Raw genomic sequence first — 13,086 nt, 5'->3', positions numbered from 1 at the left:
GCCAGCCCTCACCGGCCCGCATCATGCGGACGCTTTAAGCGTCTCTTCCGAACTTGATGCCCCTTGCGCAGAACGGCCAAATCGAAGCTCCGCTGCAAGCAGATTTCCGATGACCAGGATAACCACACCTATAAAGATCCCCGCCAATCGATCCAGAACAGGTTCAACGGTTGTCGGCGGGCCGCTGCCCGTTACCATCGTCATCAGGTATGCCAAAACAGCCTGGGTTCCGACATAAGCGTTGCTTTGGCCGGAAAAATGGGTGCGCGAAAATACAAAAATCCCAACGATTAGGAACAACGACCAAACCAAGAGGTTGGGCGGCAGGAAGACAACGATCACGAGCCCAGTCGAACCTCCGATGAGGCAACCGGACAAGCGGTCAAAAGCTTTCTTCGGCCCATATCCGATCTGAAGCGGGATCATCACCGTGGCGGTTACAGCGATTTGAATTGGGGACGGCAGGTCGAAATACCGATCCAGCAAAAGGATCGTCACCATGATAATGCCGGCAAAGACTGCAGCCTCCATGGCATGGCGGCGCGTCTCGGCATCTGCTGGTATTGTATCTTGCTCCCCCGAAATCGGTCTTGGGTTTAGCAGCAATTCGACCAGCATGGCTGCCAGAACACCGACGGAGATTTCCAGACACCGGTCAATAGCAAAGGCCCGCGTTTCGCCCGGGTTTTGAAGAGATATAAACAACACCAGCGTACCGGTCACGCAAGCCAAGGTCCACGCATAAGAATACGGGCTCGTATAGCGTTTGTAGATCCCGAATACGATTGAGCCGATAATAAGAACCGATAGGGTCAGATATTGTCCGGTGAAAAACGTAGCCGCATAGAACGCAGCAGCGCATCCAATGACGGTGCCGATAACCCGAAGGGCACCTTTGGAAACAACTGTTTTTCGATCAGCCCCGGAAACGATGAACGCACTGATCGCCGCCCACCACGGATTGTCCAAGTTGAGAAACAACGCCAGAAGAACAGCGCACCAACAGGCCAGCGCGGTGCGGAGCCTGAGGAGTTCATTCGCGGTCATCGCCCGCTTTCGTCCGGTGATCCGGTTGGCCGCGGCCGGTCCGTATTCAAAATCAGAACCCTTGCATCCGCGCCCATGAACGCCTGTCTATCATCCGGATGGACGGACAAGTTGATTTCTACCGGAAAGCGTTGAGACAAGCGGATCCAATCGGTTTCTGGATCCACATAAGGCAGCGCCTGGGTTTCCAGCGTTGAGCGCGCGATTCCCTTTGAAATGCCGCGCACGGAGCCCTTGAAAAACACCCATGGCGCCGTAGAGACCATGTAATAGACAGGTTGACCGGGCTTTATGAACTGAACATGCTGCTCGTGCACGTTGGCAACGATCCGGTACCCTGTCCGAGACACCAAAATCAGGACGACATCTCCGGCATCCAAGTATTGTCCAGTTTTTGTGTTGAAGGGGACAACCTGCCCGTCGAAGGGGGCCCTGACGACCGTTTGGTCCAGATTGTAGTCTGCTACAGCCTTCTCAGCCTTCGCCTGGCGCAGCTCAGCCGCTTTTTGCTTCAACTGGTCCTGAGCCCCGGTCCGCGCGGCAAGAGCGCGTTCATAATTTGCCTGCGCCTCCGCCAAATCCCGGGTCGCATCATCAAGCCGCTGCTCGGTCACGACACCGCTCTCCTGCAAGGTTGAGAGCCGGCGTTGAGTGGCCTCCGCATCATCCAAGATGGCTTTTGTGGCAGTTACATTTGTCTTGGCTTCTTCGACGCCATCCTTGGCCACCTGCAGCGCTTGTTCGGAAACGGCGACATTGGCCGCAGCCGATTCTGCTGCCAGTCTGTAAGGAGTTTGATCCAACGTAAAAAGCGGATCGCCTTTACGAACTTCGGTATCGTTCGTGACATGCAGTTCGGCAAGCGTTCCAGCGACGGACGGAGACATACTGGCGTAATCCGACGTGATGTAAGCATCGGACGTATAGGCAAAAAAATGGCGACTGATTTCGTTACCGATGAAGATCAGCAACAGGATCGCAACGAAAACCACCAGGAACTTTTTTTCAAACATGCATCCTCAAAAGGCAGGCGCTGTGTCGCTATATTATGCAGCTTTGGCCGAGGTGCGACAACCAGCGCACCCCATTCCAAAGGCTTTAGCAAACACACTTGCGGAGGATCTTTGTCGGTATTGAACTGAGTGAGGCCGTGCCATTACCTCTGCCAAGGTTATAGTCGCCCCGCATTGTTTCTATTTCCGGATAATCATGCCCACCATTTATCAGCTCAAGTCCCGATTTCAGGATCTCCTGCGTCCAATCTGTAAAAATCTTGCCTCGGCTGGTGTGACGGCAAACCAGGTAACGCTGGTGGCCCTCGCGTTGTCCGTTGCAGGAGGTTTGGCACTCTGGGTGTTTCCGGGCGCCTTTTGGCCGCTCGTCCTGTTGCCCGTAATCCTGTTAATACGGATGGGGCTGAATGCCATAGACGGCATGCTCGCCCGCGAACACGACCAGAAATCGGATCTCGGCGCCATCCTGAATGAACTCGGCGATGTCCTTTCCGATGCTGCGCTTTATCTGCCCTTTGCCGTCGTGCCATTTATCGCCGGTGAACTGATCGTGGGTGTTGTCGTTCTGGCCATCATCGGAGAAATGACCGGCGTCATCAGCGTCCAGATCGGCGCCAGCCGCCGTTACGACGGGCCTTTCGGGAAGAGTGACCGGGCTGTGCTGTTCGGCCTCTGTGGTCTGTTGATCGCAGCTGGTGTCAGCACTGCGGTTCTTTTCACTGTCATCTTTTCGATCGCCCTGCTCTTAGCCGCCGTGACGATCTTGAACCGGGCGCGCGGTGCCTTGAAGGAGATCGAACGGACATGACCATGACCACGTTTCACTGGACCATAGCCGGCATTTGGGGGGTGTTGGCCGTTGCCAGCGCGATTGTGTACTGGATCTCCAGGCGGTCTGACAAGGACATGAGCGAGCTGGTTCAGCGCACACAAAGCTGGTGGGTGATGGTAGCGATCTTCACCGCCGCGTTTCTGGTCTCAAACACAATTTCGATCATCGTTTTCGCCATCATCAGCTTCCTGGCGCTCAAAGAATACTTCTCCATGATCCCGACCCGCAGGACAGACCGGCGGGTGCTCTTCTGGGCGTATCTTGCAATCCCGGTGCAATATTTCTGGGTCTATGACAGCTACTACGGGATGTTCGCCGTGTTCATCCCGGTCTACATGTTCTTGTTTCTGCCCTTCGCAAGCCTGTTGTCCCAGCAGACAGACGGTTTTTTGAGAGCTGTCGGAACCCTGAATTGGGGGCTCATGCTCTGCGTGTTTTCCATAAGCCACGCCGCATTCCTGCTGATCCTTCCCGCAACATCCGGCAATGCATCCGGCGGCGCCGGGCTCTTGCTGTTTCTGATTTTCCTGACCCAATTCAATGACGTGGCGCAATACACCTGGGGCAAGCTCTTCGGAAAACGGAAGATCATTCCAGGTGTCAGTCCGAACAAGACCTGGGAAGGGTTTCTTGGCGGGGTTGTCACCACATTCATCCTCGCACTCATCACAGCACCGCTGGTAACGCCCTTCGGCCTGGTTCACGCAGCCGCAGCCGGGGTGCTCATTCCGGTCGCTGGCTTTATAGGTGATGTCACGGTCTCAGCGCTTAAACGCGATCTTGGTGTCAAGGACACCGGCAGCCTGATCCCGGGCCATGGCGGCATTCTCGACCGGATTGACAGCCTCACCTTCACCGCGCCGCTGTTTTTCCATTTCACCCGGTATTTTTATTACTGAGCCAGGTGCCTCATGCTCCAAAAGGTCTTTTATGTCTTTGTGAAAACCGGCGTGCTGTTCCTGCTTGGACTGAACGTGCGACGCAAGGAATTGCTGCCAGCTAAAGGTCCGGCCATTATCGTTGCCAACCACAACAGTCATCTCGACACAATGGTTTTGATGGCTTTGATGCCCCTTTCAAAACTGAAGGACATCAAACCGGTGGCCGCGGCCGACTATTTCTTTTCATCGCCTTTGAAAGCCTGGATATCGGAACATGTGCTGGGCATTATTCCAGTTGAACGCCAGCGCAAGGACAAAACAGCGGACCCGCTGGAAGGGTGCTACGATGCTCTTGGCGAGGGCAAGGTTCTGATCCTGTTTCCGGAAGGATCGCGCGGCCAGCCCGAAGAAATGACCGACCTCAAAAAAGGCGTCTCTTTCCTTGCCGAACGCTTTCCTGAGGCACCTGTTGTTCCGGTCTTCACTCACGGGCTTGGCAAAGCGCTTCCGAAAGGCTCTTTCCTTCTGGTTCCCTTTTTCTGCGATATTTTCGTCGGGGAACCAGTGACTTGGGAGGGGGACCGGACTCAGTTCATGAGCCGCTTGAAAGACAGCTTCAACACGCTTTCAACGGAAAAGATTTTTGCGCCTTGGGAGTAGATTTGCATGCCTGGTATGGGGGTTTGCAGAAGCCACAGTGTTCTTCATTGTCCCGGACGTGCTGCTCTCCTGCCTGGCGCTAAAGTCATGGAGACGCGCACTCGGGGGATGCCTTGCCGCTGCCATCGGCGCAGTGTGCGGCGGCGCACTCATATGGCTGTGGATGTCCGCTTCCTCCGAAATGGCGTATGCAGTGCTTCTGGAAGTTCCAGGGATTTCCGCAGCAACAGTTCAACGGGTTCAGGAGTTGCTGGAGACCGGGGTTTTCCCAGGCATGCTTGCAGGTGCGTTTTCCGGCGTTCCCTATAAGATCTTCGCAGCAGAAACTGCTCTGCAATCGGTTCCCCTTTGGCAACTGCTGGTGCTCACCCCATTTGGGCGGCTGCCCCGTTTCCTGGCGATCACCGTTCTTGCCGGGGCCATCTCACGGCTAATTGGCGCCAGGCTCAGCTTGCGGTCGAAGCTCTTGATCACGCTGATGCTGTGGACGCTCTTCTACTGCGGCTATTTCTGGCTTGTCGGCTGGTGATACGGACAAGCTAACCCTTTAACGGATAGCGGTAAGGCTCTTCGAAGACGTCAATCACTTTGGTTCCAGCCTTGATGACGGCGCCATGTTCGACATGTGCCGGGATATTGTAGATGGCGCCGGAAGTCAGGGTCTTGGTTTCACCACCAATGGTGAACTCGATTTCGCCGGACAACACGGTTCCCCATTGCGCCAGATGGGAATGCGGCGGCAGGACCATATCCTGTACAAAATCAAAAAACACAACGAGCCCGGCGTCCGATTGAACAGCGTAGGACTTCACTACGTCTTCAGGAAAGGGCACATCAAGCGCCGGAAATTTCCGGATGAATTCTGGCAGTTCCATAAAGCCTCCGTTGAATAGGGTCGACGCCCAAAGGTGAATCATTAGCTGGAATTGGAGCTTCTTTCCGAAAAAACACCAGGTTCCGAGTGATCCTCTGCTGCTTACGTTTATCAAAATAAGTCATCTTCCAAACCTGATGAGCTCAGAGTAATTGAGCCCAGTAATCGGCAAATTTGACGAATCCGGCAATAAATTTGCAGCCCGACCATCGTTTGCATCATATGTTTGCTCCAAAACACCCAGCCGGTCCAGATAATCCGGTACATGCCCGGACAGGATTACTCGCCAATCAAGAGGCATTTCTGGCCACAAACTGTTAGCCAGATTGAACACGACAGTGGTGCAGTTCGCGGTCAAGGTGTTGTAGAATGAAGGAGCATCAGACAGGTCTTGTGCGAGCCGGACATAGGACAAAAACAAGTCCTTCATCTGAGCGTGTGACAGCGCCACCGGATCCATGCGAACACGTTCCTGCCGTATGTCGGTTCGGAGCTTCAAGATATCGCGCTCCGTAGCGGCAATAAGGACCAGTTCAAACTGCCTAAAAAATCCGCCTACCGTATTGAAAGCCTCATGGGCTTCTCTGCGCGTTTCAACTGAAAACACGACATTTTCACCGTCGTAGAAACCGAAACTGACCATCAGATGGGCGATGTCTGGATTGTCCCAAACCGAAGTGATCACATCTACACTTTTCAAGCGTGTCAGATCATAGGTTCCGCTGAACCATCTGTGCGTCGCAGTGTTTGAAGTTTGCCATTCGAAGTCGCGAATGTTTCTCAAACGGACCGTATTTGCTTTTACGATCGCCGTTACGCCCCTTGAAACATCAACAGCCCAAGCCTTGTTCTGTTCCGGGGTGATGGTTTGATACCAAGCGAAAACTCCAGTAGCGCAGAGCGCTATGCCCAGCAAGGACGGTGCGCGCGCGCGGAGCCGCAACCAAGTCAGGCCACCTGACGCCACTAAAATCACTGTGACCGCAAAATACCAAGCAGTGTCTGAAAGGTGAAATCGCGTCGCGGTGATGCTCCAAAGAGCGCCCAAAATGACCACGGCTGCAAATGCTATATGCTTGAAATTGTTTGTAAGTTGAAACACGGTCTGGTCCTCGAAAAGTGTGCCGGAAATTGGCAGCGCCGAAACGCTGCCAATTTGCTAATGAGTGCCTGTTTTGGGCACTTGCGTCGGGACGGCGGTCGAAAATACAGCGCGCCTAGGCGGGATCCTAGGCCGATACTTCAGCCAGCAACCGTTCGGTCTTTGCATCCTCGATTTTATTGTAAATACGGTTGTTTTCTTCCTGGTCGCGCACCGCTTTGGTGATCGAAGCCGTAGAATAGACCAGCATCAGGGCTGCCATTGCATAGTAGCCTTTTGCCGAAAAGCTGGCCTCAAGCGACCAGATACCACCTGCCATCATCAACGCAGCGACAGCAAAATTGAAGTATGTGAAAAGGTTCCAAGCGTTGGAGGGTTTTGATGTGAAGTTTGACATTTGAAATTCCCCTTGTGAGATATGTCCCAATTTTCGTGTAGATTGATAGTATAAAAAATAAGAATTGGGACTCTGATGAGTTTAGGAGGATTGCTCTTCTGCTCTTGCTTGCAGTCTCCGCAAGACACGTGAAGCATTTGTGGTCACAGACCTTCCGCACCCTGCCCCTGCAAGCTTTTCGACAACATGTGTTGCGGAAGCAGTCGCGTTCAGATCAACCATCGCGATCTCAACCTGTTCGGCATGAGACTGGCGCTCCTGCAGTCTTTCCAGCGTTTCTTCCGCATCTCTCAAACTTGCGAGGACACCGTTTGGAACCGAGCCCCGAAGTTTTTGCGTTTGCTGAGCGGCATCGGCAATCTGTTTTCCACGCTGGAGTGTGCGTAGCCGCTGCTCAGACAACGCGACTTGGTCGCGCAGTTTTGCGGCTTGTGCTTGGTAGTGCCCTAGCGCCTTTTTTGTCGCCGCGTGTTCTTTTTCAAGATCCGCAATCACGGCCGCCGCTTCCGAGGCAAGATCTTCACGGCCTAGCCGGATGGCCTCCATTGCGCGTGCCTCCAGATCCGCCAATTGTTCGGCCTGCTCTTCTTCTCGTTTTTTTTCACGTGCGGCATAAGCCATAACGATTGCGACCGACTTTTTTGCCGAGGTCAGACCGTCAGCTGCATCCCGCAATTGCTGGCGCAGAATGGAAATTGTGTTGGTATCTACAAACGCCTCTGCGGCATCATATGTCCGCCCCCGAAGGAGCGTCGTAATCAACTTGAACATTAGGCCCTCCATTGATATGAACAATGTTCACAAGATGGTTCTAGCAACACAATGAACAATGTTCAAGTTTTTTTTGAACGCCGTTCATGATTATGGTTAATGAAATGTTAAGACGAGAAACGAAGCGTGCAGAACTGCGGGAACGGATCATCACCGCAGCTGAGGCGGAACTAATCGAAAAAGGGCTTTCCGGCCTAAAGGCGCGAGACATCACGTCGCGCGCTGGCTGTGCTCTGGGGGCTCTTTACAATGTATTTGATGATCTTGACATGTTAGTGCTAGAGCTGAATTCCCGCACATTGGCGGACTTAGGAACCACCCTTTCGTCGTCCGCACCAGTCGGATCATCTTCTGGCAGGCAGGTGCTGCAAGCACTAGCTGCCGCTTACACCGACTTCGCCAGAGACCATCAGCATCGTTGGATGGCCCTGTTCGAACACCGGCTCCCTGAAGGGAAATACAAGCCAGAAGAATATCGTATGGAACAAATAATCCTGATAGACGCAATCGTTCCGTCTCTACAGGAGCTGTGGCCGGAAATCTCAAAAGAGACGCTGGCTATGCGTGCACGCACGACATTTGCCGCCGTGCATGGTGTCGTGTTGCTGTCGCTCCAGCAACAATTTGTTGGCATTCCTTTGAAGGACCTAAAGTCAGAGGTCGGGGCCTTGGTAGAGCTGCTGTCCCGGCAGTGACTTTCCAATCTCACCCGTTAAGCACATCCTTTACGGTCGTTGCCAGCTGCTTCAGCGTAAACGGTTTTGGCAGGAAGAAGAACTTCTCGTTTTCCGGAAGGTTCTCTTCAAAGGCATCTTCAGCATAGCCCGATACAAAGATGATTTTCAGGTCAGGACGTGTTTTGCGCAGTTCGACCAGCAAGGATGGACCATCCATTTCCGGCATCACCACGTCGGAAACCACAAGGTCGACCTCGCCATCGGCTTCTTCCATAACCTCCAGCGCTTCCGTCCCGCTTCCGGCCTCGTAAACGGTGTAGCCACGCGAGGCGAGCGCCCGGGCGGCAAAGGCCCGCACAGCCTCTTCATCCTCGACGAGAAGGATCGAGGCTGATCCAGTGAGATCCGCAACCTTTTCCGGCTCGGCTTCCTTGACTTCTTTCTTCGGCTCTTCGCTCACCACCGGAATATGGCGCGGCAGGAAGAGCCGGAAGGTTGTGCCAACATCCACTTCAGACGTGCAGAAGACGAAGCCCCCGGTCTGTTTCACGATGCCGTAAACAGTCGACAATCCAAGACCTGTTCCCTTGCCGACTTCCTTGGTGGAGAAGAACGGGTCGAAGATCTTTTCCATAACATCGGGCGGAATGCCATGGCCGGTATCCGTCACCTCCACAAGCGTATATTCGCCCGGCGGCATACCGCGGGTGTTGTCGAACTGCGTTGACTCCGCCTCGGTCACATTCCGGGTCCGGATGGTCAACCGGCCTCCGACGGTCATAGCGTCACCGGCATTCACCGCGAGATTGACAATGACCTGCTCCAACTGGTTGAGGTCGGCCATCACAGGCCACAAATCCCGCCCGTGAATAACCTTGAGCTCAACCTTTTCGCCAAGCAGGCGGTCGAGCAGGATCGACAGGTCGGCCAGGACATCGTTCAGTTCGAGTTGCTGCGGACGCAATGTCTGGCGGCGTGAGAAGGCCAGCAGCTGGCGCACAAGACCAGCGGCCCGGTTGGCGTTCTGCTTGATGTTCATGATGTCCTGGAAGGACGGATCCGTCGGGCGGTGACTTGCAAGCAGAAGATCGGAAAACCCGATAATCGCGGTCAGAACGTTATTGAAATCGTGCGCGACACCGCCAGCCAGCTGGCCTATCGCCTGCATCTTCTGGCTCTGGGCAAACTGCGCTTCGAGGGCACGCTGCTGGGTGGTTTCAAGCGCATAGACAATCGCGGTTTCACCATCCCCTTCTCCCTCCTGAACTGCGGAGACGTAGAAAGTCGCGGATCGCGGATCACTGCCCTCCACCAAGGGAACATCGATGGGTGCAATTTCGCTGATGCCATTTGAAGCGGCAGTCAAAGCCTTTTGCAGGTTTTCGCGGCCGCTATCGGTCACGTAAGCCTCCAGCTTCGGCGATTCATCATCCGTATCGATGGCGCCAAACAACCTCAGGAAGGGCGCATTGGTGCGGATTACGCGGCCATCCTTGTCGAGCGACGCAATCGCGATTGGCGTGTTGTTGAAGAACCGCGCGAACCGGACCTCAGCCGCCCGAAGCGCCTCAGAGACTTCCTCGCCGCGGGACCTGTTCAAAACGAGGGTCCGGCTGTCGCCTTGCATTCCATTTTCGCCAAACGGCACGCGGTGGAGCAATCGGACCGGCAGTCCGAGGCCGTTTCTGGTGACGAAATCGAGATCGAACGTCTCGCTCTTGACCTCACCGGCATGTCCCTTAACCGACCGGATCAGCTCGGTTCCGTCGCCGCGCACAATGTCAGTCAGGTCAAGATCACCGGCATCGAACTGGGCAAGGTCATAGCCGAGCCAGTCGGCCAGTGTGGCATTCAGATAAACGATACGGCCGGTTGAATCGCAGGAAAAGAAACCGGCTGGCGCATGATCCAGGAAGTTGATGACGCGCTGCAGTTCCTGGAACGAATTCTCTTGTTCGGCGCGATCCCGTGTGATGTCCGACAGTTGCCAGACAGCCATGGCCCGTCCGCCGCGCTCTTTGGTGGCGGGAAGCGGCCTGACAGACACACGGTACCAGCGGGCGGTGCCTTCGGACCTGCCGAGCGGGCAAGGCATCCGGATTTCTTCCTGTGCCCGGCGTCCGTCTCGCATGGCCTGCGACAAGCGGAAGATGGCATCTGCCGCGTCCGGGTCGGACGAAAACACGCGCTCAACCACCCGGATGTCTGCGGGGCTCTCCGCTGCCGTTAAATCCGCATAGGCCCGGTTGGCATATACTAGGCGGCCATCCAGATCCGTGATCAAGGCGCCGTCTTCCAGAGTGTCCACGAAGGCGGACGCAAGCGGGTTGGCTTCACCGGGGCGGACCGACAGCCGCAGAAAACCGATTGCTCCGGCAAAAAGGCAGAAGACCCCAACCACGGCGAGGATACCGAGAAGCGCCAGGATGAAAGGTTGCGCGACGGCGCGGTCCATCAATGCAAACGCGGCCGCCGCCCCGATCAACAGCAGCGCCAAGCCGATCAACAGCCCGATGTTTCCGGATCGCTCGGGCCGACTGATCATCGGCCCTGTGGGCGTTCCGTCCATGTCATTCATCCATTCGGTCTCCTCGGCCCGATTCGGTTTCAACCGGGCCGCTGCATAAGCATTCTGCGCTCTGCCGGGAAATTCAACCAAGCATTCCTAGTTTGCACGCCAACTTGCACGCTTGCGCATGCGGAAGACGAAGCCGATCACCTCTGCCACCGCCTTGAAGTGCTCTTCAGGAACTTCCTGATCAATTTCAATCGATGCATAGAGTGCACGCGCGAGCGGTGGGTTTTCAACCACCGGCACCTCGTTATCCTTAGCTATTTCGCGGATCTTGAGGGCAATTGCGTCAATCCCCTTGGCAAGGCAAACCGGCGCCCCCATGCCCTCTTCATATTTCAGTGCAACGGCATAGTGGGTCGGGTTCGTGACGACGACGGTGGCTGACGGTACTGCGGACATCATCCGTTTTCTTGACCGCTCCATCCGCAATTGCCGGATCTTGCCCTTGACCTGCGGATCACCTTCCGTCTGCTTGAACTCTTCCTTGACCTCCCGCAGCGACATCTTCTGCTTATTGAACCACTTGTTCTTCTGATAAACGAAGTCGGCTGCGGCGACGACGGTCATAAATGCAAGGATCCCGGCCAGCAACTGCAGGATAAGGATACGGGACTCTTCTAAAATGATGACGATATCCGCGAAGATCATGATGTCGGCTTCGTCGCGATGCGGCCACAAGATGGCAACCATCAACGCGCCGACCACGGCGATCTTGACCAGGCCCTTCGTGAAGTTCACCAGACTGTCGGCGGAAAAGAGGCGTTTGAAACCAGATAACGGCGACACTTTCGAAAGCTTGGGCTTGATCGTTTCAGCCGTCAGCAGAGGCTGGTGCTGAACGAGATTTCCGGCGACCGCCAACACCACCAGGGCCAGCAGAGGCAACCCCACGATCAGGGCCACGGATTGGCCGGTATCGCGCCAAAGCGCCTTCAAGGCGTATCCGTCGACCGGGATCTGATGCGCGTGCTCGATATACCCTTTCATCAAGTCGCTGAGCGAAGCTGCAGCCCCAGGTGCCAGCAGGGCAATCATCAATGTCGCCCCTACTAGGGTAAACCAGGTGCTCACCTCCTGAGATTTCGGAACGTCCCCCTTGTCATGCGCCTCTTTGAGGCGTTTCTGCGTGGGGTCCTCTGTCTTTTCTGAGTCGTCGGTATCGTCAGCCATAACGCACCGTTACCCCATTATGAACTTGCCGAGCGACTGCTGCACATGATCCAGGTAGAAGGTCATCAGCGTCGACATCAGCACCATGAGAAGGAAGAACCCGATCCCAATGGTCACGGGCATGGCGATAAAGAAGATCTGCATTTGCGGCATGAGCTTGTTGAGAAGGCCGAGGCCAAAATAAAAGACCAGACCAACAACAAGGAAGGGCGCGCTCATGCGCACCGCGACGGAGAAAACATGGGCGACCGTCTCGGTCACGTTCTGTGCAAGATCGCCCGCCGGCGGTGGCATGCCGGGCGGGAAAATCATGAAACTGTCGTGCAGCGCAGCGATGATCAGATAATGCGTGTCGGTCACGAACACGAGCGTGATGCCGACAATCGACAGGAAGTTTCCAAAGAGCGCCCCTTGCTGCCCCTCGTTTGACAGATCTGTGCCAAGCGCAAAGGCGAGGCCGGACTGGTTCGCCATGATCACGCCTGCGATCTGAAGCGCCGAGGTGATCAACTTGGCGCACAACCCGATCGCCAGACCGATCACTATCTCCGAAATCAGCAAGACGACGAGCTGAAAAGGGTTGCCAATCAAATTTCCCGGATAATAGGTGATTGCCACCGGATAGAGAACGAAGGTCAGCGCAAGTGCGATCGTGAGCCGGAAGCGGGTCGGAATGCTGCTTTCACCCAGCGCAGGGAGCACCATGATCATCGTGCCAAGCCGTGCGAACATAAGCATGAACGCTGCGGCGACCTCGGGCAGAAAATCAAGCTGGATGGTCATGGGCCGGGTTCAGTTCAGCTGGTGGACAGGATCATTTCGGTCACCCGCCCCATAAAGGCCTCAAGCAGCTGGCTCATGAAGGGCAGCGTCAGCAGGATTGTCACAAAGATCGCGAGGATCTTTGGCACGAACACCAGTGTCATCTCCTGAATTTGCGTCAGTGCCTGAAACAAGGCGATGACGACACCAACCAGAAGACCTATAATCATGACCGGGGCGGAGACATAAATCATCACCCAGACGGCCTCGCGGGCGATATCGAGAACTTCACCGCCGGTCATGGCAGCCTCCAAATGTGTTGGAC

Annotated in this window: 15 protein-coding genes; 5 read left to right on the top strand and 10 right to left on the bottom strand. The window is 55.2% G+C overall.

What is annotated here, in order from left to right; genetic code table 11:
- Positions 1 to 21: 21 nt before the first annotated feature.
- Both E1180_RS10650 and E1180_RS10645 read right to left on the bottom strand, forming a co-directional pair.
- Positions 22 to 1,047, bottom strand: coding sequence for an FUSC family protein (locus E1180_RS10650; protein ID WP_155191165.1), 1,026 nt, complete (start codon positions 1,045 to 1,047; stop codon positions 22 to 24).
- Complete coding sequence (locus tag E1180_RS10645; RefSeq protein WP_155191164.1) at positions 1,044 to 2,060, bottom strand: HlyD family secretion protein; 1,017 nt, start codon at positions 2,058 to 2,060, stop codon at positions 1,044 to 1,046. The genes E1180_RS10650 and E1180_RS10645 overlap by 4 nt, the downstream gene beginning before the upstream one ends.
- Before the next feature lie 196 nt (positions 2,061 to 2,256).
- On the opposite strand from E1180_RS10645, the gene E1180_RS10640 reads away from it, so the two are divergent.
- Genes E1180_RS10640 through E1180_RS10625 form a run of 4 tightly spaced genes read left to right on the top strand, consistent with a single transcriptional unit; the run spans position 2,257 to position 4,962 of the window.
- On the top strand, positions 2,257 to 2,868 hold the full coding sequence (locus tag E1180_RS10640) for a CDP-alcohol phosphatidyltransferase family protein (RefSeq protein WP_155191163.1): 612 nt from the start codon (positions 2,257 to 2,259) through the stop codon (positions 2,866 to 2,868).
- A complete protein-coding gene (locus E1180_RS10635; RefSeq protein WP_155191162.1) occupies positions 2,865 to 3,791 on the top strand; it encodes a phosphatidate cytidylyltransferase in 927 nt (308 codons plus the stop codon). The genes E1180_RS10640 and E1180_RS10635 overlap by 4 nt, the downstream gene beginning before the upstream one ends.
- Before the next feature lie 12 nt (positions 3,792 to 3,803).
- Positions 3,804 to 4,433 (top strand): lysophospholipid acyltransferase family protein, encoded by a 630-nt coding sequence (locus E1180_RS10630; RefSeq protein ID WP_155191161.1) that lies wholly within the window; start codon positions 3,804 to 3,806, stop codon positions 4,431 to 4,433.
- A 37-nt stretch (positions 4,434 to 4,470) separates the two neighbouring features.
- Entirely contained in the window at positions 4,471 to 4,962 is a 492-nt protein-coding gene (locus E1180_RS10625; RefSeq protein WP_155191160.1) for a hypothetical protein, read from the top strand.
- 10 nt (positions 4,963 to 4,972) lie between these two features.
- Here E1180_RS10625 and E1180_RS10620 read toward each other — a convergent pair whose 3' ends face one another.
- From E1180_RS10620 to E1180_RS10605, 4 genes are all read right to left on the bottom strand, one after another.
- Complete coding sequence (locus E1180_RS10620; RefSeq protein ID WP_155191159.1) at positions 4,973 to 5,308, bottom strand: cupin domain-containing protein; 336 nt, start codon at positions 5,306 to 5,308, stop codon at positions 4,973 to 4,975.
- Positions 5,309 to 5,428: 120 nt separating this feature from the next.
- Positions 5,429 to 6,364: an Lnb N-terminal periplasmic domain-containing protein gene (locus E1180_RS10615; RefSeq protein WP_196220577.1), complete on the bottom strand. Its 936-nt coding sequence runs from the start codon at positions 6,362 to 6,364 to the stop codon at positions 5,429 to 5,431.
- Positions 6,365 to 6,536: 172 nt separating this feature from the next.
- The gene (locus tag E1180_RS10610) at positions 6,537 to 6,806 is read right to left on the bottom strand and encodes a YiaA/YiaB family inner membrane protein (protein ID WP_155191157.1); all 270 of its coding nucleotides are present in this window, start codon (positions 6,804 to 6,806) and stop codon (positions 6,537 to 6,539) included.
- 81 nt (positions 6,807 to 6,887) lie between these two features.
- Positions 6,888 to 7,577, bottom strand: coding sequence for a PspA/IM30 family protein (locus E1180_RS10605; RefSeq protein WP_196220576.1), 690 nt, complete (start codon positions 7,575 to 7,577; stop codon positions 6,888 to 6,890).
- Between the two features lie 86 nt (positions 7,578 to 7,663).
- On the opposite strand from E1180_RS10605, the gene E1180_RS10600 reads away from it, so the two are divergent.
- Positions 7,664 to 8,272: a TetR/AcrR family transcriptional regulator gene (locus E1180_RS10600; protein ID WP_208997072.1), complete on the top strand. Its 609-nt coding sequence runs from the start codon at positions 7,664 to 7,666 to the stop codon at positions 8,270 to 8,272.
- Positions 8,273 to 8,282: 10 nt separating this feature from the next.
- Here E1180_RS10600 and cckA read toward each other — a convergent pair whose 3' ends face one another.
- From cckA to fliQ, 4 genes are all read right to left on the bottom strand, one after another.
- On the bottom strand, positions 8,283 to 10,823 hold the full coding sequence (gene cckA / locus E1180_RS10595) for a cell cycle histidine kinase CckA (RefSeq protein WP_425280911.1): 2,541 nt from the start codon (positions 10,821 to 10,823) through the stop codon (positions 8,283 to 8,285).
- Positions 10,824 to 10,919: 96 nt separating this feature from the next.
- Positions 10,920 to 11,999, bottom strand: coding sequence for a flagellar biosynthesis protein FlhB (flhB, locus tag E1180_RS10590; RefSeq protein ID WP_155191154.1), 1,080 nt, complete (start codon positions 11,997 to 11,999; stop codon positions 10,920 to 10,922).
- 9 nt (positions 12,000 to 12,008) lie between these two features.
- Positions 12,009 to 12,782 (bottom strand): flagellar biosynthetic protein FliR, encoded by a 774-nt coding sequence (gene fliR / locus E1180_RS10585; RefSeq protein WP_155191153.1) that lies wholly within the window; start codon positions 12,780 to 12,782, stop codon positions 12,009 to 12,011.
- A 14-nt stretch (positions 12,783 to 12,796) separates the two neighbouring features.
- Positions 12,797 to 13,063 (bottom strand): flagellar biosynthesis protein FliQ, encoded by a 267-nt coding sequence (fliQ, locus tag E1180_RS10580; RefSeq protein WP_155191152.1) that lies wholly within the window; start codon positions 13,061 to 13,063, stop codon positions 12,797 to 12,799.
- Between the last annotated feature and the right edge of the window lie 23 nt (positions 13,064 to 13,086).

It is taken from the genome of Roseibium denhamense, from assembly GCF_009711415.1.
Classification (GTDB): Bacteria; Pseudomonadota; Alphaproteobacteria; order Rhizobiales; family Stappiaceae; genus Roseibium; species Roseibium denhamense.
Note: the sequence above shows the minus strand (reverse complement) of the source record. Positions and strands in the feature narration are given on the sequence as shown.